This window comes from Cellulomonas gelida (genome assembly GCF_006538725.1).
GTDB lineage: Bacteria > Actinomycetota > Actinomycetes > Actinomycetales > Cellulomonadaceae > Cellulomonas > Cellulomonas gelida.
On record NZ_BJLQ01000005.1, the window covers coordinates 125,861 to 146,824 of the forward strand.

The window sequence follows — 20,964 nt, forward strand, 5'->3', positions numbered from 1 at the left end:
CGCGGACCTACCGGGCCGGTCGGCGCAGGACGGCGAGCCGCGACACACCGGTCTCGATCCGCTCCAGGCCGAACTCCTCGGCCCACTCCTGCGCGATCGCGGCCTCGTCCGGTCGATCCGAGTCGTCGAGCAGCACGAGGGCCCCCGGGGCGAGCCTCTCGGCGAAGAAGGGCATCGCGGCGCTCCGCACCCGCTCGCCGAGCGAGCCGGGCGGGCCGTCGACGATGAGCACGTCGATCGCGTCGAGGTCGGCGAGCGCGTCGCGGTCGTACCAGACCGAGTCGTCGAGGTCGGTGAGCGGCGCCACCCGCACCTCCGCGACCTCGGTCAGGCCGTGCCGCGTCAGCGCCTCACGCGTCAGCCCGGCGAAGACCTCGTCGTGGTCGACGCTCGTCAGCCGGCCACCGATCCGCGTGAGCTCGTACCCGAGCCAGACGGACGAGGTGCCGCTGCCGAGCTCGACGACCAGGCCCGGCCGCTGCGCGCGCACGAGGTCCAGCAGGTGGGCGACCGACCTCGCGTCCATGGCCCACCGGCCCGTCGGGGGCAGCAGCGCACGCCGCTCCTCGAGGCCCGGGATGATCTGCAGCAGCGCCTCGACCTGCCGCGTCTCGTCGCGCGAGACCGCCGTGAGGTCGGTGACCACGCGCTTGTGACCGGCCGTCACCGACTTCTTGAGCTCGCGGACGTCCTGGCCGGTGTCGGTCACCGCCGTGAGGACCTCGCGGTGCCGGTCGGCGGCCCGGAGCCGTTCGGCCTCGAACGAGCCGAAGACCCGGCGTTCCATCTGCTCCATCTGCCCGTCGGGGCCGAGCGCCCGCTGCACGGGTGCGGCGATCCGCTCGTCGAACTCACCGAGCGTCGTCGCGAGCGGCTTCAGGGCGTCGAGGAGGCGGGCCTCGAGACCGGCGGAGCCCTTCATCGCCGCGACCGTCCGGACGACGCCGCCGACCTGCCGGGCGAGCTCGCGGTCCCGCTCTGCCGCGCGCCGGAAGAGCACTCCCGACTCCCCTGCCCGCCGCCGCAGGTCGAGCAGGAGGACCACCCCGGCCCCGGCGAGCGCGACGAGGACGGCGTCGACCAGTCGACCCCATCCGGCGACGGCTCCGAGGAGCCCCACAGCCACGACGAGCCCGACGCCCGCCACCATCACCAGCAGTCGTCGTTGCACGTCGCAACCCTACCGGTCGGTGCTTGCCGGTCGGACAAGCGGCGTGAGCGCCTCGTCGAGGAAGGGAGCCGTCGTCCGCGCGTACGTCGCCGTGAGGTGGTGCGAGTCGCGCCAGACGAGGACGTTCCCGATCACCGGTGCGCAGCGGTCGGCAGGGCACACGACGTCGGTGAGGTCGACGAGCTCCGCGCGCGGCACGCGCGCCACCGCTGCGCGCTGCCACGCCTGCGCCGACTTCGCGACGGCCGGGGCGCGCGGCACGGCACACTCCGAGAGCCGCTCGAGGTGGTCCGCGACGCAGTGCTTCATGTCGGTCTCGAGCCACGGGGTGTCGGCGATCGGGACCACCCTGGTGCCACCGGCAGCGACCGCGCTCCACGTGCGGACCATGCCGTCGACGATCGCCGCGTCGCCGCGGACCGGCCCGTCACCCGCCGCGAGTGCGTACCGTCCGGTCGAGACCGGGATGAGCACGGTCGGCGGGTCCGCACGCAGCGCGTCGACGACCTCGGCGGTCCACTCGGCGCACGACGTGTAGGCACCGTCCTGCGCACCGTTCCAGACCGTGACGTCGGCGAACAGGCAGGCCGACTTCGTGTAGGTCCGCAGGTGCCAGCCGTGCGCCTCCGCCACGGCGCGCAGCGCGGGCTGCCACTGCGCGGCGTGCGAGTCGCCGACGAGCGCGATCACCGTGGTCGACGTCGGGTCGCCGTACGTGCAGGACAGCGCGGTCGGGTCCGCCTGGTTCTGGTGGCAGCCCTCGCGGTACGGGTCCGCCTCGTCGCGCGTCGCGCCCGCCACCGGCGGGGTGATCCACGCCACCGTGTCGACGGGCTCGCCCGCGGGTGACGTCCGCGGCTCGTCGCCCAGCGCATGCGCACCGAGCGCGCTCGTGGCGTCCGACGCGGCCAGCCCCGCGGCGTCGAGCGCCGAACCGAGGCGCGAGCTCAGCGTGGCCGCGTACGTCGCCGTCAGGCGCCCGTCGGGCCGGTAGCGCAGCACCCCGTCGGCGACGGCTGGGCAGGATGCGTCGGGGCAGAGGTCCGCCGTGAGATCGACCACCGGGACGAGCTCGCGCCGTGCGGCAGCCGCCAGCGCGCCGAGCGCGGGACGCGGTGCGAAGTCGCAGTCCTCGGTCGACCGGGGGCTCGCCTCGACGCACGCCACCACGTCGCGCGGCGGGACGGGGAGGTCGCGGACCGTCACGACGTCCTTGCCCGCGCGCTGCAGGGCCTGGATCGTCGAACGGAGCTCGCGCTCGAGCACGGCGCGGTCGGGGTCCTGGCAGCCCGCGCCCGTGCACGCCTTCGCGCCCGCGGTGCCGACGAGCAGCACGTGACTCACCCCCGGGTCGTCGACGAGCCGCTCGAGGCGGGACTCGTACGGTCGACCGCAGTCGACCCGGCCGGCCCCGGCCGTCGTGACCGCGGCGTCGACCAGTGGGCACCCGTCGCGCAGGTCGGTGGTGAGCCGCCACCCGCGCGCGTCCGCGAGGGGCGCGAGCGCGGGCAGGAGCTGCTCGGCCGCGGTGTCCCCGACGACCGCGACCGTCGTGCGCGCGGCGGTCGGACCGACCGCGCACAGCACGACCGAGGCTGCACGAGAGTCGGTGAGGCAGCGGCGCCCGTCGAGCTGCGGGACGTCCGAAGCCGCCTGCTCGGGCGTCGGGAGCACGGCCCGCGCCTGGCCCGCTCGCATGGCGAACGTCACGGACGCGAGCGCGGCGACGAGGACGACGACGACGCAGACCACGATCGTGCGGGTGCGCGGCCTCCGTGAACCCCGCGGGTCGACTGCGGTCATCGCCGTGCTGGGTCCTCTCGATCACGGTCGGGCGCCGCGGTGCTCGCCGCCCGGAACCGGACAAGGGTAAGTCGACCCGGCACGCGCATGGTCCACGGTGGGGCTCGGGTAGCATCTTCGACGGTGTAGCGCGACGCGCGCGGCCGCCCCGAATCTCGCTTCGATGGGAAGACTCCTCACCATGCCTGCAGATCTCGTCATCGTCGGACTGGGCTACGTCGGACTCCCGCTCGCGCAGGAGGCGAGCCGTGCCGGCCTGTCGGTCACCGGCTTCGACGTCAACCAGTCCGTGGTGGACGGCCTGAACTCCGGCGTCTCCCACGTGGACGACCTGTCGGACGCCGACGTGGCCGCGATGCGTGCCGCGGGCTTCCGTGCGACGACGGACGAGACCGAGCTGGCGGGCGCGCAGTCGATCGTCATCTGCGTCCCGACGCCCCTGTCCGAGGACGGCGGCCCGGACCTGGGCCCGGTGCGCTCGGCGACCGCGACGGTCGCGCGCAACCTCCAGCCGGGCACGCTCGTCGTCCTCGAGTCGACCACCTACCCGGGCACGACCGAGGAGCTGGTCAAGCCCGCGCTCGAGGCCGGTGGGCTCGAGGTCGGCAAGGACATCCACCTCGCGTTCTCCCCCGAGCGTGTGGACCCGGGCAACCCGGTGTACGGCATCAAGAACACGCCGAAGGTCGTGGGCGGCTGCACGCCGCAGTGCACCGAGCGCGCCGTCACGTTCTACGGCAAGTTCATCGACACCGTCGTGCCGGCGTCCGGAACGCGTGAGGCCGAGACCGCCAAGCTCCTTGAGAACACGTCCCGGCACATCAACATCGCGCTGGTCAACGAGATGGCGCGGTTCTGCCACGAGCTCGGCATCGACCTGTGGGACGTGATCCGGCTCGCCAAGACCAAGCCGTTCGGGTTCCAGGCGTTCTACCCCGGTCCGGGCGTCGGCGGGCACTGCATCCCGATCGACCCCAACTACCTGAGCTACAACGTGCGCAGCCGCCTCGGCTACCCGTTCCGATTCGTCGAGCTCGCGCAGGAGATCAACGCGACGATGCCGCGCTACGTCGCGGGCCGCGCGCAGAACATCCTCAACGCCGACGGTCTGGCCACCAAGGGCGCGAGCATCCTGCTGCTCGGCGTCACCTACAAGCCCGACATCGCCGACCAGCGCGAGTCGCCCGCGGTCGACCTCGCCAAGTCGCTGACCGAGCTCGGCGCCGAGGTCCGCTTCCACGACCCGTACGTGACCAACTGGGGCGTGCACGGCACGACGATGGCGCGCGAGGAGGACCTCGACGCCGCGATCGCCGCGGCCGACCTCGTCGTCCTCGTGCAGAACCACAAGGTGTACGACGTCGACGCGCTCGTGGCCGGTGCGAAGCGGTTCTTCGACACCCGCGGCGTGGTGAGCCCCGAGAAGGCACATCGTCTGTGACCGGACGCCGGTGGCCCGCCACCGAGGTCGACCCCCCGTGGTCCGCCTCGCAGGTGGCGGAGCTCGCCCAGCAGCACGGGCTGGAGCGTGTCGACACCCCTCCGGGTCTCGTCCGCTACCTGCACCAGCTGTGGGAGCGGCGTGCCTTCGTGCTCGAGCTGGCGACGGCTCGCGCGTACGAGCGCAACCAGAACAACGTCCTCGGACAGCTGTGGGCGGCGCTCAACCCGCTGCTGCTGGCCGGCTCGTACTTCCTGATCTTCGGGCTGCTGCTCGACACGTCGCGCGGCGTCGACAACTACCCCGCGTTCCTGTCGGTCGGCATCTTCATCTTCTCGTTCATCGCGGCCAGCGCGACGATCGGGGCCAAGTCGGTCACCAGCAACCTCTCGCTCGTGCGCAGCGTGCGGTTCCCACGTGCCGCGCTGCCGGTCTCGGTGGTGCTGGCGGAGTTCCTGCTGCTGCTGCCCGCGATCGGCGTGCTCCTGGTCCTGCTGCCGATCGTCGGCGAGCCCCCGCGGTGGCAGTGGCTGCTCCTGCCCGGTGCCATGGTGCTGCTCTTCGGCTTCTGCGCGGGGCTGGCCATGATCTGCGCACGGCTCGTGCTCGACGTGCGCGACGCGCTCAACCTCATCCCCGTCACGGTGCGCCTCCTGCGGTACGTCTCGGGCGTGTTCTTCTCGATCGCCGCCTACGCCGGGCACGGCGCCCTGAGCCTGGTCATGCAGTACCAGCCCGTGGCGCTGTTCCTGCAGCTCGTGCGCTCGTGCCTGCTCGCCGAGGTGCCGCAGGACCCGCTGCTGTGGGTGTGGGGCGGGGTCTGGGCCGTCGGGTTCCTCGTCGTCGGCGTCGTCGTGTTCTGGCGCGCGGAGGGCCGCTATGGACGCGACTGAGGTGACCGGCACCGGCGTGCCCGTCCCCGAGGGACGTGTGCCGTCGATCGTCGTGCGCGACCTGCGCGTGACCTACAAGGCCTACGGCGGCAAGCGCAACGCGCTCGGCGACGAGGCCGAGGGTCGGCTCGGGCGCGCGCTCGACCGGGTGACGCGCCACGTCGGCACCATCACCGAGGTCCCGGCCGTGCGCGGGGTCAGCTTCGCCGCCTACGAGGGCGAGTCGATCGGGGTCATCGGACGCAACGGCTCGGGCAAGAGCACGATGCTGCGCGCGATCGCGGGCCTGATCCCGACCGCGGGCGGTGAGGTCTGGGCCCGCGGTGACATCGCGCTCATGGGCGTCAACGCGGCGCTGTCGAGCGCGCTGTCGGGTGAGCGCAACATCATGCTCGGCGGCCTGGCCAAGGGCCTGAGCCGCAAGGAGGTCAACGAGCTGCACGACTGGATCGTCGACTTCGCCGGCATCGGCGACTTCGTGCACCTCCCCATGCGCACGTACTCCTCCGGCATGGCCGCGCGGCTGCGGTTCGCCATCTCGGCGTCGACCGCGCCGGACATCCTCATCATCGACGAGGCGCTGTCCACCGGCGACGTCGAGTTCCGCGCCAAGAGCGCGGCCCGGGTCGAGGAGATCCGCGAGCAGGCCGGCACCGTCTTCCTGGTCAGCCACTCGACCACGACGGTGCGCAAGATGTGCGATCGTGCGATCTGGATCGACCGCGGGCTCCTGCGCATGGACGGGCCGACCGACGAGGTCTGCGACCACTACGAGCGGGTGATGCGAGCCATCCGCCGCAAGAAGCGGCTCAGGGGGTGAGCGCGGTGCGAGTCCTCGTGGTGACGATCGTGCACGACCCCCGCGACTCCCGGATCTTCGCGCGCCAGATCGCGGCGATGCTCGACGCCGGCTGGCACGTCACGTACGCCGCGCCGTTCTCCGCGACCGGCGCACCGGTCCCCCAGCTCGCACGCCTGCGCGCGCTCGACCTGCCCCGTGCGTACGGCCGGCGGCGGGCCGCGGCGTGGCGCGCCGCGCGTCGACTCGTGCACGCCGAGTCCCCGCGGCACGACCTCGTCCTGCTGCACGACCCCGAGCTCGTGCTCGCGACCGCGTCGCGCAGCACCCCCGCCGTCGTGTGGGACGTGCACGAGGACACCGCCGGCGCGATCGAGCACAAGGGCTGGCTGCCGCCGAGCGCGCGCGGCGTGGCCTCGGCGGCCGCGCGCTGGCTCGAGCGCTGGTCGGAGCGCCACTTCGACCTGATCCTCGCCGAGCACGCCTACCAGGAGCGCTTCGCCAAGGCGCACGCGGTCGTGCCGAACACCGTCCGGGTACCCGCGGACGTGAGCGCGAGCGGTGACTCCACCGTGCTCTACGTCGGCTCGATCACGCGCGTGCGCGGCGGCCTCGACCTCATCGAGGTGGGCCGCCAGCTGCGCCGACGCACCGACGGTGCCGTGACGTTGCGCCTGATCGGCCCTGCCGACGAGCCGACGACGACCGCGCTGCAGGCCGCCGTGGCGGCCGGGGACGTCCGCTGGGACGGCCGCCTGTCGTCGGAGGTCGCGATGAGGGCGCTCGACGGCGCACTCGCAGGCCTGAGCCTGCTGCACGACACTCCCAACTACCGCGCGAGCCTGCCGACGAAGGTCGTCGAGTACATGGCGCACGGCGTGCCCGTCGTCACGACGCCGCTGCCCCTGGCCCAGGCGCTCGTCGAGCGTGCCGAGTGCGGGTTCGTCGTGCCGTTCGCGACGCCGTCGGTCGCGGTCGACGCCGTGCTGCACCTGCTCGACGACCCCGCCCTGCGTGAGCGCATGTCGGCGTCCGGGCGCGCCACCGCGGTCGCCGAGTTCGACTGGTCGGTGCAGAGCGCGGCCTTCCTCGCGGAGCTCGAGCGCGTCGTCACCAAGCACCGCACGCGGAGGAACCCCACGCCGTGACCTCCGCGACGATGACCGTCCCGCGCGAGCGGGACCACCCCTCCAGCGCGGGCGCGGCGACCCCGGCCCCACCGGGGTTCCGGCGCGACATCCAGGGCCTGCGCGCGGTCGCCGTGGTGCTCGTCCTGCTCTACCACGCGGGGGTGCCCGGGCTCCCGGGCGGGTACGTCGGCGTCGACGTGTTCTTCGTGATCTCCGGCTTCCTCATCACCGGCCTGATCGTGCGCGAGATCGAGCGTTCCGGACGACTGTCGCTCACGCGCTTCTACGCCCGGCGTGCGCGACGTCTGCTGCCCGCGACCGCGCTCGTGTTCGTCGCGGTTGCCGCGGTCACCGTCGCGGTCCTGCCGGTCTCGCAGTGGCGCGCGGTCGCCGGTGACATGGTCGCCTCGGCTTTGTACGTCGTGAACTGGCGGTTCGCGGAGCTCTCCGTGGACTACCTGGCCGCCGACACCGCCTCGAGCCCGTTGCAGCACTTCTGGTCGCTCGCGGTCGAGGAGCAGTTCTACGTCGTCTGGCCCCTGCTGATCGTCGCGTTGCTGTGGTGGTCGCGACGACGCAGCGGCGTGCTGTCGCGCGGTCGGCTCGCGCTGGGACTGCTCGTGATCGCCCTGCCGTCGCTGGCGTGGTCGGTGCACCTGACCGGCGCCGACCCGGGCCGCGCCTACTTCGTGACGACGACCCGGCTCTGGGAGCTGACCGTCGGTGCGCTGCTGGCGGTCGGGCTCACCCGCGTCGGGCGGCTCCCGCTCGTCGTGCGTGTCGCCCTGGGCTGGGTCGGCATCGCGGCGATCGCGGCGGCCGCGGTGCTGTTCGACGTCCGCACGCCCTTCCCAGGCATCGCCGCACTGGTTCCCGTCCTGGGCGCAGCCGCGGTGATCGCCGCCGGTACGGGCGACGGACGAGGACGCCTCGCGCCCCTCGAGCTCGCGCCGATGCAGGACGTCGGCGCGCTGTCGTACTCGCTCTACCTGTGGCACTGGCCGGTCCTCATCGGTGCGCAGGCCTTCTGGGGCACACCCGGCGAGCCGCTGCGGGTTCCGACGGCGCTGCTCGCGATCGGCTTCTCGGTCGTGCCCGCCTGGCTCGCGTACCGGGTCGTCGAGCAGCCGTTCCACACGTCATCGCTACTCGCTACGCCGCGCCGCGGGCTAGTCGCAGGAGTCGTCTGCATCCTCGTCGGGCTCCTGGCGGCGGGCGCACTCACGTTCATCGCGGATCGTCGCCTCGCAGCCGAGCAGGAGCAGGCGAGCGCGAGCGAGCGCACACACCCCGGAGCGCGCCTGCTCGGGCTCGACGTGCCGCCCGACGGCTGGCACCCCGACGACCGCAGCCCGACCGGCTTCGTGCCGACACCGAGCACCATCGGGGACGACCTCGCCTCGCTCGACGGCACGAAGTGCATCAACGAGCCCCGCGCGGAGGACGCGGTCGTGTGCCGCTACGGCCCCGCGACCGGCCCGACCATCGCCGTCGTCGGCGACTCGAAGATGCACCAGTGGCTGGATGCGCTCGAGCTCATCGCCGACCGCCGCGGCTGGCACCTCGTCACCATGCTGCAGTCCGCCTGCCCGATCGCTCGTGCCACGGTTCAGGACGGCCAGGACGTGCCGAACGACGCGTGCCGGCGCTCGAACGACAAACGCCTCGCGGCCGTCGTCGCCGACGACACGATCGACCACGTCCTGGTGTCCCAGCGCAGCGTCGCCGCGTGCGTCACCGACGACGACTGCTCCGCACGTTCCGCAGAGGTCATGCTGGCCGGGATCGACGAGGTCCTGGCCGAGCTCAAGGAGGCCGGACGGCAGCCCGTGGTCGTCGCCGACAACCGTCAGCCGACTTCGGACATGATCACGTGCGTCGCGAAGCACGCGGACGACGTCTCCGCTTGCGAGTGGTCCGTCGAGGAGGCTGAGCCGGCCCCGTTGCTCGTGGCCGCCGGGCGCACGGGGACGCCGGTCGCGGACGTCCAGCCCTGGATCACGCCCGGAGGCAAGGGCTGGCCGGTGATCGGCGGGGTCACGGTCTACCGGCAGGGCTCGCACCTGACCGCCACGTACGCGAAGTCGCTGGCTGACGTGCTCGAGCAGGAGCTGGTGGCCGCCGGCCTGCCCTGACCGGGCCTGACCCGGCCACGGGCGGGTCAGGCCTGGAACCCCGTGGCCGGCCGGCCCGACGCCAGCCCGCGCAGCCGCTCACCCTTGGCATCGGCCTGCGCGCGCAGGTCGTCGCTGAAGTCCGCGAGCCGCTGGGCCAGCCGGGCGGACTCGTCGTCCGTGCCCGAGGCGAGGATCCGCGCCGCCAGCAGCCCCGCGTTGCGGGCACCGCCCACGGACACGGTCGCGACAGGGATCCCGGCCGGCATCTGCACGATCGACAGCAGCGAGTCCATGCCGTCGAGGTACCGCAGCGGCACGGGCACACCCACCACGGGCAGCGTGGTGACGGACGCGAGCATGCCGGGCAGGTGCGCGGCGCCGCCCGCCCCCGCGACGATCACGCGCAGCCCGCGCGAGGCCGCGTCACGCCCGTAGGCGATCATCTTGTCCGGCTGCCGGTGCGCCGAGACCACGTCGACCTCGACCGGGACGCCGAGCTCGGCGAGCACCTGCGCCGCGGCCTCCATCACGGGCCAGTCGGAGTCCGAGCCCATGACGATGCCCACCAGGGCTGCTGCGGTCATCGAAGTCTCCTTGTCGTCGCGCGTCAGAGTGTCTCACCGCGCAGCAGCGCAGCCGCGGCGAGCGCGCGGGCGCGCACCTCGTCGAGGTCGTCGCCGCTGACGTTGACGTGCCCGAGCTTGCGGCCCGGTCGCACGTCCTTGCCGTACAGCTGCACCTTGGCGCCGGGGTCGAGCGCCGCGACGCGCGGCAGCGCGTGCGTCAGGTCCTCGAGCGTGCTGCCGAGGACGTTCGCCATGACCGTCCAGCGGGCGCGCGGCGCCGGGTCGCCGAGCGGCAGGTCCAGGACCGCGCGCAGGTGCTGCTCGAACTGGCTCGTGACCGCGCCGTCGATCGTCCAGTGGCCCGAGTTGTGCGGACGCATCGCGAGCTCGTTGACGAGCACGCGCGGCGGCTCACCCGCCGCGCCGGGCACCTCGAACAGCTCGACCGCGAGCACGCCGACGACGCCCAGCCCCTCGGCGACGCGCACCGCGACCGCGAGCGCCTCGTCGCGCGTCGCGTCCGCGAGGTCGGGCGCGGGCGCGACGACCTCGGCGCACACCCCGTCGCGCTGCACGGACTCGACCACCGGCCACGTGCGCACCTCGCCCGAGGGGCGGCGCGCGACGAGCACGGCGAGCTCACGTGTGTAGGGGACCTTCTCCTCGACGAGGACCGGGACGCCGCCCGGCCGCGCGGCCGCGGCGAGCCAGTCGTCGGCCGCGTCCGGTGACGCCACGACGCGCACGCCCTTGCCGTCGTACCCGCCCCGCGCGGTCTTGACCACGGCCGTGCCGTCGGGCTGGTCGGCCAGGAACGCCGCGAGGTCGTCGCGCTCGGTCACGGGCGCCCAGCGCGGGCACGGCACGCCGAGTGCGGTCAGCCGCCGTCGCATGACGATCTTGTCCTGCGCGTGCACGAGCGCCGCGGCGTCGGGGCGCACGGCCACGCCCGCGGCGGCGAGCCGGTCCAGGAGCGCGTTCGGGACGTGCTCGTGCTCGAACGTCAGCGCGTCGGCGCCCTCGGCGATCGCCGAGATCGCGGCCTCGTCGGACGCCTGCCCCACGGGGGCGTCCACGACGACCTGTGCCGCGGACCCCGTGGGGCTCTCGACGAGCACGCGCAGGTGGATCCCCAGGGCGGTCGCCGCAGGCACCATCATGCGGGCGAGCTGCCCGCCTCCGACCACGGCCACCACAGGTGCGTTCACGGGCGCCCACCCTAACCGAGTAGCCAGGACCTCCTGCGGCCCGTCCGCGGGAGACGCGGGCTATCCTCGCAAACGTGACGACGGCTGTGCTGACCCGCCTGCTGGGTCCCGACCACCGGGCCCGCCTGGCCGAGCTGGCGCGCTTCCTGTCCGTGGGGGGCGTGGCCTTCGTCGTCGACATGGGCCTGTTCAACCTGCTGCGGTTCGGCCCGGGCGAGCTGCTCGCGGAGAAGCCGATCACCGCCAAGGTGGTCTCGACGCTCGTCGCGACGCTGGTCTCGTGGGTCGGGAACCGGCTGTGGACGTTCTCGCAGCACCGCACGCAGCACCGCGGTCGCGAGCTGCTGCTGTTCGTGGTCGTCAACGGCCTCGGGCTCGCGGTGGGCGCCGCTCCCCTGGCGTTCTCGCAGTACGTGCTGCACCTCGACGGCCCGGTGCCTGACAACATCGCGAACCTCGTCGGCATCGCGCTCGGCACGGCCCTGCGGTACGTGGGCTACAAACGCTGGGTGTTCACGGGCGAGCAGGACGAGGTCGCCTCGCCCGACGAGCGCGCGGCCGACGAGGCCGCGGTGGCGCTCGCCGTGCAGCCGGTCGTGCCGTTCGGTGCGGTGGTCGCGGCCGACGAGCTGCACGAGCAGCACCAGCACGAGCACGAGAGCCACTGACGGCTCCGCCGCGGGTGCGGCTCAGGGCACCCCGGCCTGGACCACGCGGCCGAACCCGCGACCCGTGAGCAGCCCGTCCGAGGCCGGCACGAACGCCGCCTGACCGGCCTCGAGCCGCAGCGCGCCGTCCCCCTCACCGCGCAGGTCCGCCGCGCCGTCGAGGCACAGCAGCACGCGGGGCCCGCGGCCCGGCAGCCGGACCTCCCCGACCTCGTCCTGCAGCTGCGTGACCGAGAGCTCGAAGTCGTCGACCGGCGCGTAGAACACGTCAGTCGCCGTGAACACGTGCTCGGGGGCGATGCGGATCGGGGGCGCGGCCACCGTGTCCAGGTTGTCGAGCAGCTCGGGCACGTCCACGTGCTTGGTCGTCAGGCCGGCGCGCAGCACGTTGTCCGAGTTGGCCATGAGCTCGACCGCGAACCCCTCGAGGTAGGCGTGGACCGCGCCCGCGGGCACGAAGAGCGCCTCGCCCGGCTGCAGCGTGACCGGGTTCAGCAGCACGGACGTGACGGCACCGGGGTCGCCCGGGTACTGCGCGTTCAGGCGGATCACCGTGCGGTCGGTGCGCGGGGACGGCGAACCCGCGTCGAGGCGACGCTGGCACGCGCGTGCGAGCGCCGCGACCTCGTCGGGGTGCGGCCGCGTCGCGGGCGCGAGGAGCCACTCGAACGCCGCCCGGACGCCCTCGGGCGACGGGTCACGCGTCAGGAGCTTCTGGAGCTGCTCGGCGAGCGACGACTCGAGGCCGACGAGGAGCTCGGCCGCACGCCGCGGCGCACGGAAGCCGACCATCGCATCGAGCTGCGACAGCGCGAACACGAGCTCGGGCTTGTGGTTGGCGTCGCGGTAGCTGCGCTCGGGGGCGTCGAGCGCCACCCCGGCGCGGACCTCGCGCTCGAACCCGGCCCTGGCCCGCGCGCGCGAGGGGTGCACCTGCAGCGAGAGCGGCGAGGCCGCGGCGATGAGCTTGAGCAGGTAGGGCAGCTCGCGGCCGAACCGCGCGACGACGTCGTCGCCGAGCACGGCGCGGGGGTCCTGGCTCACGAAGGCGTCCAGCGTCGGTGCGCTCGCCCCCGTCAGTCGCGCGGGCGCCAGGGGGTGCGCGCCGAACCAGGCCTCGGACACCGGGCGGTCGTCGGCGGGCAGCCCGAGCAGACCGGGGATCGCGTCCGTCGAGCCCCAGGCGTAGTGCTGGAGTGCGGGTTCGAGGCGGTACATGCACGTCCTTCCGGGCTCGTCGCGAGCGCCCACAGTACCGAGCGGGCGGGTGCGGCGGGTGCGGCCCTGAGCGTTTCAGCGCCGCCGACGGTCGGGGCGGGAGGACACGACGGCCCCGAGCGGCAGCACCACGTCGGGCCGCAAGGAGGCGGGCACGCCGGACAGGAAGAGCGCGAAGACGGCGGGCCGGCGCTGGGCGAGCTCGAGGCGGCCACCGTCGGCGGACGCCAGGTCACGCGCGAGGGCCAGGCCGAGCCCGGTCCCCTTGCCCGACGTCACGTCCCGCTCGAAGATCCTGCCGGCGAGCTCGTCGGGCACGCCGTCACCCTCGTCGGCCACCTCGACCACGACCGTGCCGGATGCGCCGCCCGAGCGCGAACGCACGGTCGTCGTGCCCGCGCCGTGCCGCAGCGAGTTCTCGATGAGCGTCGCGAGCACCTGCGCGAGGGCTCCGGGCGTGGCGAGCACCTGGGTCGTGGGCTCGACCTCGACGACGAGGCGCCGACCGACCGCCTCGAACGTGGCCTCCCACTCCTCCTCCTGCTGGTGCACGACCTCGAGCAGCCGCACGGCCTCGGTCGTGCCGCCCTGCGCGCGACGCGAGGACATCAGCAGGTCGTCGACCACGCGCACGAGCCGTTCGACCTGCTCGAGGCTGATCCGCGCCTCCTCGCGCACCTGCGGGTCGTCGGACGCGAGCATGATCTCCTCGAGCCGCATCGACAGCGCCGTGAGCGGGGTGCGCAGCTGGTGGGACGCGTCGGAGGCGAACTTGCGCTCGGCCGCGAGGCGGCCCGCCATCCGGTCGGCGCTGCGCGCGAGCTCGGACGCCACGAGGTCGATCTCCTCGACGCCCGACGGCTCCAGCTGGGGGCGCACCTGGCCGGACCCGAGCTGCTCCGCGGACGCCGCGAGGTACACGAGCGGCGCCGCGAGCCGGTTCGCCTGCCAGATGGCCATGGCGATGCCCGCGGCGAACGCGACGACCGCCGCGATCACGACGAGCGCGATCACGCGCGCGCTGAGCCAGAACACCTCCCACCAGGAGACGTACAGCACGACCATCGCGCCCTGGTCGGAGACTGCCTCGACCGACTGGCTGCGCCCGTCGACCCGCTGCCCGGCCTGGTAGACCGTGCCGTCGGGCGCGTGCACGACGACGGACGCGGGCACCTCACCGTCGGAGCCGTCGGCGAACGGCTCGAACATCTGGTCGTTCAGCTCGATCCCGAGGCCGAGGCGGAAGTCGACCGCACGCGCGGCGGACTGCGCCCGGGTCTCGAGCCGCTGCAGCTCGTTCTCGCGCACCAGCTGAGCACCGAGGAACGCGAGCGGGAAGCCGAGCAGGACCACCGCGACGGTCACCGCCGCGATGGTCGCCTGGAGAACGCGACGACGCACGCGCCGCCGACCCCTACAGCCCCGCGGGCACGGGGCCGGTCTCGAACCGGAAGCCCATGCCGCGCACGGTCGAGATGTAGCGCGGGGCGTTCGCGTCGTCGCCGAGCTTGCGCCGCAGCCACGACACGTGCATGTCGAGCGTCTTGGTCGAGCCCGTCGGGTCCGAGTCCCACACCTCACGCATGAGGGTCTCGCGTGCGACGACGTTGCCGGCCGAGGCGACGAGCACCCGCAGCAGGTCGAACTCCTTGGCCGTCAGGTGCAGCTCGCGGTCACCCTGGAACGCGCGGTGCGCCGCGACGTCGACACGCACGTTCTGCGCGTGCAGCTCGTCCTCGTCGCCCGCCTCGACCGCGGTGCGGCGCAGCAGCGCGCGGACCCGGGCCAGCAGCTCGGCGAGCCGGAACGGCTTGGTGACGTAGTCGTCGGCGCCCGCGTCGAGCCCGACGACCAGGTCGACCTCGTCCGCGCGGGCGGTCAGCACCAGCACCGGCGTGGTCAGGCCGAGGTTCCGGATGGCGCGGGCGACGTCGAGCCCGTCCATGTCCGGCAGGCCCAGGTCGAGCACGACGAGATCGGCCGCGGCCGCCCCGTCGATCGCCCCTTGACCGGTACCTTGCACGCTCACGTCATAGCCTTCACGTCCGAGCGCCCGCGCCAAAGGCTCGGCAATAGCGGGATCGTCTTCCGCCAGAAGCACCTGGGTCATTCGCCCATGCTAGGTCACGCGCTGGTATCCGCAGCCAGGACTCGCGCCGCACCGCGGGTGTGAGGTTGCTCCGGCTGGCGTGCCCGGTCCGCGCCCACGGTCGCACGCGCGGGGCGCCCGTGGTCCGACCTGGGGCGCACGACGCGCCCGCCGCGCCGCCCTAGGCTCGCGGCATGAGCGTCTGGGACCGCCTCGTGCGCTGGGAGGACTCGCACCGGTTCGTCGTGGACGCGACCGGCGCCTTCCTGCTGTTCTTCGTGCTCGGTCCGCTCACCATGGTCGGGTCCGGGACAACCCTGGGCGAGCCCGCGCTCCTGCTGTGGGCCGCGCTGCTCATCGGCCCGCTCGCGTGGCGCCGGGTCCGGCCCACGGCCTCGGCCGCCGCCGTGTACGTCGTCGCGCTGGTCCAGCTCGTCACGGTGCCCGGGGTGCTGCCCGCCGACCTCGCGGTGCTCGTCGCGCTGTACTCGGTCACGGTGCACGGCCCGCGCTGGGCGCACCGCGTCGCGATCGGCGGGGCGCTCTTCGCGAGCGTGGTGCTGCCGCTGCAGCTCGTGGCCGACTACTACGCGTCCGCGGTCGTCGTGATCTGCATGCTCGTCGCCTCGAGCTCGCTGACCGTGTGGGCCTTCGGCCTCGTGCGGCGCTCGCGGCGCGAGACGCTCGAGGCGCTCGTCGACCGCGCGGAGCGGCTCGAGAAGGAGCGGGACCAGCAGGCGCAGATCGCCACGTCGGCCGAGCGCGCGCGCATCGCACGCGAGATGCACGACATCGTCGCGCACTCGCTGTCCGTCGTGATCGCCCAGGCGGACGGCGGACGCTACGCCGCCCAGGTCGACCCACCGGCCGCGACCCGCGCGCTGGAGACGATCGCCGAGACGGGCCGTGCGGCCCTGACCGACATGCGCCGCCTCCTGGGCGTGCTGCGCACCGAGGACGGGCGGCTGCGCGCCACCGCGGACGGCCCCGGCGTGCTGCCCGAGCCCGCACCGGCCCAGACCACGCCCCAGCCGGGCGAGGCCGACATCAACCGCCTGGTCGAGCAGGTCCGGCTCAGCGGCGCGCACGTGTCGCTCGTGCGCCTGGGCGAGCCCCACCCGCTGCCGCCCGGCGTCGGCCTGGCGGTCTACCGCATCACGCAGGAGTCGCTCACCAACGTGCTCAAGCACGCCGGACCGGCACCGCGCGTGACCGTCGTCGTGCAGTGGCTGCGCGACGCGATCGAGCTGGACGTCGCCGACGACGGACGCGGCGCGTCGGCCGGCTCCGACGGACTCGGCCAGGGTCTGCGCGGCATGCACGAGCGGGCCGCGATGTTCGGCGGCGAGGTCACCGCCGGGCCGCGCAAGGGCGGCGGGTTCCGTGTGCGCGCCCGGCTGCCGTTCCCGACCCGCTCCGGCTACGGTCCGAGCCGTGCGGCCGGCGCGCCCCCACCGATGACGCCCGCCGCACCCGACGACGAGACGGCGCCCGACGACGAGACCGGACCCGCCGGCGCGAGCACGCCTGCCGGCGGGACCGCGGCCGGCGCAGCGCCCACGACCACCTCCACGCCCGACCCGAGCACTCAGGAGCACAGCCGATGACCGAGCAGCCGAGCGGCGCCGCCCCGTCGAGCACCGCGGACCACGTCGTCCGGGTCGCCCTCGTCGACGACCAGCAGCTGGTGCGCGCGGGCTTCCGCATGGTGATCGACTCCCAGCCCGACCTCGAGGTCGTGCTCGAGGCAGGCGACGGCGCCCAGGCCGTGCGCGCGCTCGAGCCGGCCGCGCTGGCCGCGCTCGGCCGCGTCGACGTGGTCCTGATGGACGTGCGCATGCCGACCATGGACGGCCTCGAGGCGACCGCGCAGATCATCGCGCGCGGCACGCCCGAGCACCCCGCCCCGCGCGTGATCGTGCTGACGACGTTCGACCTCGACGAGTACGTGCTCGCGGCCATCCGGGCGGGCGCGAGCGGCTTCCTGCTCAAGGACGCCCCGCCCGAGGAGATGCTCGCGGCGATCCGCACGGTCCACCACGGCGACGCGGTCATCGCGCCCTCGTCGACCCGCCGGCTCATCGAGCACCTCGTCACGGCGCTGCCCGAGCCCGAGTCCGAGGACGGCACGCCCAACCCCGCGCAGGCGATGGTCGCCGAGCTCACCGAGCGCGAGCGCGAGGTGCTGCTCCTCATGGCCCGCGGCCGGTCGAACACCGAGATCGGCCGCGACCTGTTCGTCGCCGAGGCGACCGTCAAGGCGCACGTCGGCCGGATCCTGGCCAAGCTCTCCGCGCGCGACCGGGTCCAGGCCGTCGTCACCGCGTACGAGGCGGGTCTCGTCCGACCGGGCAGCTGACCGGTCCCCGGGCTGAGCGCCCGTCATGCCACGGGATGACGGGCGGCCGGAACGACGAGACCGCGGGCCGACGAGGCGGCGTCGGCGCTCTTCCTAGCCTGGTCACGTACCGATCCCGTCCCACCCGAGGAGCACCGTGTCTTCTTCCACGCCCGCAGCCGTTCCCCCCGGCACGCCCGGAGCGGTCCCCGCCTCGTCGGCGCGCGGCCTGACCAAGACCTATGGGTCGGGGGCCGCTGCGGTCCGCGCGCTCGACGGTGTCGACGTCGACTTCGCCGCGGGGGCCTTCACCGCGATCATGGGCCCCTCCGGGTCCGGCAAGTCCACCCTCATGCACCTGCTCGCGGGGCTCGACCTCGCGACGTCCGGGTCCGTGCGCCTCGGTGAGACCGAGCTGACCGCCCTCGACGACGACGCGCTCACGCACCTGCGTCGCGACCGGATCGGGTTCGTCTTCCAGTCGTTCAACCTGCTGCCGATGTTCACCGCGGAGCAGAACATCACGCTGCCGCTCGAGCTCGCCGGCACGCGGGTCGACCGCGAGTGGCTCGACCTGCTCACCGTGACGCTCGGGCTGACGGGGCGCCTGACGCACCGGCCCAGCGAGCTGTCGGGCGGCCAGCAGCAGCGCGTCGCGATCGCACGCGCGCTCGTCACCCGCCCCGACGTCGTGTTCGCCGACGAGCCCACGGGCAACCTCGACTCGCGCTCGGGCGCCGAGGTGCTCTCGTTCCTGCGCCGCTCGGTCCGCGAGCTCGGCCGCACGGTCATCATGGTCACGCACGACCCGACCGCCGCCGCCTACGCCGACCGCGTCGTGCTGCTCGCGGACGGCCGGATCGCCGGGGACATCGCCGAGCCCACGCCCGAGTCGGTGCTCGCCGGCCTCGAGGCCCTGCGCACGCTCGAGGCGCCCATCGCCGACGGGGTGAACGCCTGATGCTCCGCCTCACTCTCGCCCAGATGCGCCGCAGCCTGGGCCGGCTCACGGCAGCCGCGATCGCGATCGCGATCGGCACCGCCTTCGTCGCGGCGACGCTGCTCACCGGCGGCGTGATCAAGCGCACGAGCTACGACTCGGTGACCGCGTCGTTCGCCAAGGCCGACCTCGTGGTCGACGGCGACGTCACCGGGCTCATCGACGAGATCCGCGACGTGCCCGGCGTCGCCGCGGTCGACCCGGTGCTGGTCAGCGGCACCGAGATCAGCAAGGGCGCCGCGCGCTCGTGGCAGCTCGTGCTGCCGGTCGCCTCCGACCCCTCGCTGTCGTCCCTGACGGTCACCGAGGGCCGCGCGCCGGAGGCGTCCGACGAGATCGCCCTGCCGGCCTCCGTCGCGAAGCGGCTGGACGTCGAGGTGGGCGGGACCGTCGAGGTCGCGTGGACCACGTGGCCCGAGAACGCCGAGCCCGAGTACCACACCACCGACGCGAACGTCACGGGCCTCACCTCCGACCCGGGCGGCGCCTGGACCGGCTTCGGCGGTGCGACGCTCGCGACCCGCGACTCGATGCTCGAGTGGACCAACCTCGACCCGGAGACGGTCGGGTCGGAGGGCGCGCTGATCAGCGCCCCGAAGAACACGGCCGCGGTGCACGCCGCCGTCGCGGCGATGCTGGAGAAGGCGACGGCCGACCGCGAGTCCGCCGTGCCGGTCACCGTGAAGACGCGTGACGAGGCCGCCGAGGCGCAGATCGAGGAGACGGGCGACGGCAACAACTTCGTCGTCGCGGCGATCCTCGGGTTCGCGGCGGTCGCGCTGATCGTGGCCGCGCTCGTCATCTCGAACACGTTCCAGGTCATCGTGGCCCAGCGGGCCCGCACGCTCGCGCTCCTGCGGTGCGTCGGTGCGCTGCGCGGCCAGCTGCGCCGGTCGGTGCTGCTCGAAGCCGCGATCCTCGGGCTCGGCGCCTCGGCGCTCGGTGTGCTGCTCGGCACGGGCGTCGCGCAGGGGGCGCTGTCCGTGCTGCGTCGCATGCAGGACGACATGCCCCTGCCCGCCTACGTCACGCTGACGCCCTCGGTGCTGCTCGTGCCGGTGCTCGTGGGCGTCCTGGTGACGGTCCTCGCCGCCCTGGTGCCGGCTCGCGCCGCCACGCAGGTCAGCCCGGTCGCCGCGCTGCGGCCGATCGACGCGCCCGACGTCGCCTCGCGAGCCGGCAAGCTCCGGCTCGGGTTCGCACTCACGCTCGCCGTCGGCGGGGCCGGCGTGCTCGCGATGGCGCTCCTCGGGTCGGTCGGCAAGCCCGACGAGGCGATCGTCTGGCTCGGCCTCGGCATCCTCGGCGGCGCCGTGTCGTTCGTCGGCGTCCTCGTCGGGGCGGTGTTCTGGGTCCCGTTGATGGTCGCGCTCGTCGGCCGCCTGCTCGGCAAGGCGGGTCCGGCGGCGCGACTGGCGGCCGCGAACACGGTCCGCAACCCGCGGCGGACCGCCGCGACCAGCACCGCGCTGCTCATCGGCGTGACGCTCGTCGCGCTCATGTCCACGGGTGCCGCCAGCGCACGCGCGTCGCTCGCGGCGGAGCTCGACGCCCACTACAACGTCGACGTCGAGGTCACGAGCGCGTCCGGCGGCGTCGAGCCCCTGCCCGCCGACGTGGCGCGCACGGTCGCGGCGGTCCCGGGCATCGAGAGCGCCGTCGACGTGCCCACCGCCGAGGTGTCCATGGGCGACGCGTGGCTCACCGCGCGGGCCCTGACGCCGGAGGTCGAGGCCGTGCTCCGGGACGACCGGATCGCCGCCGCGGCGCGCGACGACCGGATCGTCGTGGCGACTGACGTGACCGAACCTGACGCGCCGGTCACGCACATCGACGAGTTCACGGGACAGCCGGTGGACGGCGGCACGCCCTCGACCCTCGAGCCGGTCATGGTCGACACCGGCCGCCCCGGCTACGCGTACCTGACCCCCGCGACGTTCGACACGATCGTCGGCGAGGTGCCGACGACCACCGTGTGGGCGCGGATCGCATCCGACGCGGACGCGGTCGCCGTGGTCGAGGCGGTGCGCAACTCGCTGGCCGACGAGTCCGTCGTGATCGAGTCGCCCATCTCGCTGCGCGCGCAGTACGAGCAGCTCATCGACACGCTGCTGGCGATCGTCGTCGGCCTGCTCGCGGTCGCGGTCGTGATCGCGCTGGTCGGTGTGGCGAACACGCTGTCGCTGTCGGTCATCGAGCGTCGACGCGAGTCGGCGACGCTGCGCGCCATCGGCCTGACCAAGCGGCGCCTGCGGCTGACCCTCGCGACCGAGGGCATGCTCATCGCGGGTGTCGGTGCCGTGCTGGGCGTGATCCTCGGGGTGCTCTACGGCTGGGCCGGCTCGGCGATCGCGTTCGGTGCGATGGGTGACTCGCGGCTCGCGGTGCCGTGGGGCGACGTGGGCGTGATCATCGCGGTCGCGCTCGGTGCGGGGCTCCTCGCCTCGGTCCTGCCGGCCAGGTCGGCCGTGCGGACGTCGCCCGTCGCGGCGCTCGCGGTGGACTGACCGGCCGCCGCGGCCA

General features: G+C 73.9%; 17 protein-coding genes. 10 read left to right on the plus strand and 7 right to left on the minus strand.

Annotated elements, in window-relative coordinates; genetic code table 11:
* Positions 1-7 precede the first annotated feature (7 nt).
* Together CGE01nite_RS03925 and CGE01nite_RS03930 are read right to left on the minus strand one after the other, a co-directional pair.
* Positions 8-1,171 (minus strand): class I SAM-dependent methyltransferase, encoded by a 1,164-nt coding sequence (locus tag CGE01nite_RS03925; RefSeq protein WP_141369114.1) that lies wholly within the window; start codon positions 1,169-1,171, stop codon positions 8-10.
* Positions 1,172-1,180: 9 nt separating this feature from the next.
* A complete protein-coding gene (locus tag CGE01nite_RS03930; protein WP_141369116.1) occupies positions 1,181-2,974 on the minus strand; it encodes an SGNH hydrolase domain-containing protein in 1,794 nt (597 codons plus the stop codon).
* A gap of 181 nt (positions 2,975-3,155) precedes the next feature.
* On the opposite strand from CGE01nite_RS03930, the gene CGE01nite_RS03935 reads away from it, so the two are divergent.
* From CGE01nite_RS03935 to CGE01nite_RS03955, 5 genes are read left to right on the plus strand one after another with little or no spacing between them, the layout of a single operon-like run.
* A complete protein-coding gene (locus CGE01nite_RS03935) occupies positions 3,156-4,415 on the plus strand; it encodes a nucleotide sugar dehydrogenase (protein WP_141369118.1) in 1,260 nt (419 codons plus the stop codon).
* Positions 4,412-5,308, plus strand: coding sequence for an ABC transporter permease (locus CGE01nite_RS03940; RefSeq protein WP_048344270.1), 897 nt, complete (start codon positions 4,412-4,414; stop codon positions 5,306-5,308). Before CGE01nite_RS03935 ends, CGE01nite_RS03940 begins: the two co-directional genes overlap by 4 nt.
* Entirely contained in the window at positions 5,295-6,128 is an 834-nt protein-coding gene (locus tag CGE01nite_RS03945) for an ABC transporter ATP-binding protein (protein WP_141369120.1), read from the plus strand. Before CGE01nite_RS03940 ends, CGE01nite_RS03945 begins: the two co-directional genes overlap by 14 nt.
* A complete protein-coding gene (locus CGE01nite_RS03950; protein WP_048344272.1) occupies positions 6,125-7,255 on the plus strand; it encodes a glycosyltransferase family 4 protein in 1,131 nt (376 codons plus the stop codon). Before CGE01nite_RS03945 ends, CGE01nite_RS03950 begins: the two co-directional genes overlap by 4 nt.
* The gene (locus tag CGE01nite_RS03955; protein WP_053071784.1) at positions 7,252-9,372 is read left to right on the plus strand and encodes an acyltransferase family protein; all 2,121 of its coding nucleotides are present in this window, start codon (positions 7,252-7,254) and stop codon (positions 9,370-9,372) included. Before CGE01nite_RS03950 ends, CGE01nite_RS03955 begins: the two co-directional genes overlap by 4 nt.
* A gap of 26 nt (positions 9,373-9,398) precedes the next feature.
* On the opposite strand, the gene purE is transcribed toward CGE01nite_RS03955, so the two are convergent.
* Complete coding sequence (purE, locus tag CGE01nite_RS03960; RefSeq protein ID WP_141369122.1) at positions 9,399-9,938, minus strand: 5-(carboxyamino)imidazole ribonucleotide mutase; 540 nt, start codon at positions 9,936-9,938, stop codon at positions 9,399-9,401.
* Positions 9,939-9,961: 23 nt separating this feature from the next.
* Complete coding sequence (locus CGE01nite_RS03965; protein ID WP_048344274.1) at positions 9,962-11,128, minus strand: 5-(carboxyamino)imidazole ribonucleotide synthase; 1,167 nt, start codon at positions 11,126-11,128, stop codon at positions 9,962-9,964.
* 74 nt (positions 11,129-11,202) lie between these two features.
* Between CGE01nite_RS03965 and CGE01nite_RS03970 the strand changes: the two genes are divergently transcribed.
* Positions 11,203-11,796, plus strand: coding sequence for a GtrA family protein (locus tag CGE01nite_RS03970; RefSeq protein ID WP_229747388.1), 594 nt, complete (start codon positions 11,203-11,205; stop codon positions 11,794-11,796).
* A gap of 21 nt (positions 11,797-11,817) precedes the next feature.
* Here the strand turns inward: CGE01nite_RS03970 and manA are convergent, their stop codons facing one another.
* From manA to CGE01nite_RS03985, 3 genes are all read right to left on the minus strand, one after another.
* Entirely contained in the window at positions 11,818-13,014 is a 1,197-nt protein-coding gene (gene manA / locus CGE01nite_RS03975; RefSeq protein WP_141369124.1) for a mannose-6-phosphate isomerase, class I, read from the minus strand.
* 75 nt (positions 13,015-13,089) lie between these two features.
* A complete protein-coding gene (locus CGE01nite_RS03980) occupies positions 13,090-14,415 on the minus strand; it encodes a sensor histidine kinase (RefSeq protein WP_048344276.1) in 1,326 nt (441 codons plus the stop codon).
* A 13-nt stretch (positions 14,416-14,428) separates the two neighbouring features.
* The gene (locus CGE01nite_RS03985; protein ID WP_048344277.1) at positions 14,429-15,124 is read right to left on the minus strand and encodes a response regulator transcription factor; all 696 of its coding nucleotides are present in this window, start codon (positions 15,122-15,124) and stop codon (positions 14,429-14,431) included.
* Between the two features lie 173 nt (positions 15,125-15,297).
* Here CGE01nite_RS03985 and CGE01nite_RS03990 point away from each other — a divergent pair, with 173 nt between their 5' ends.
* From CGE01nite_RS03990 to CGE01nite_RS04005, 4 genes are all read left to right on the plus strand, one after another.
* Positions 15,298-16,710 (plus strand): sensor histidine kinase, encoded by a 1,413-nt coding sequence (locus CGE01nite_RS03990; protein WP_141369126.1) that lies wholly within the window; start codon positions 15,298-15,300, stop codon positions 16,708-16,710.
* Positions 16,707-17,462: a response regulator gene (locus CGE01nite_RS03995; protein WP_141369128.1), complete on the plus strand. Its 756-nt coding sequence runs from the start codon at positions 16,707-16,709 to the stop codon at positions 17,460-17,462. The genes CGE01nite_RS03990 and CGE01nite_RS03995 overlap by 4 nt, the downstream gene beginning before the upstream one ends.
* Before the next feature lie 136 nt (positions 17,463-17,598).
* A complete protein-coding gene (locus CGE01nite_RS04000) occupies positions 17,599-18,402 on the plus strand; it encodes an ABC transporter ATP-binding protein (protein WP_174773414.1) in 804 nt (267 codons plus the stop codon).
* Positions 18,402-20,948, plus strand: a complete 2,547-nt coding sequence (locus CGE01nite_RS04005) for an FtsX-like permease family protein (RefSeq protein WP_048344280.1) — start codon at positions 18,402-18,404, stop codon at positions 20,946-20,948. Before CGE01nite_RS04000 ends, CGE01nite_RS04005 begins: the two co-directional genes overlap by 1 nt.
* Positions 20,949-20,964: the final 16 nt, after the last annotated feature.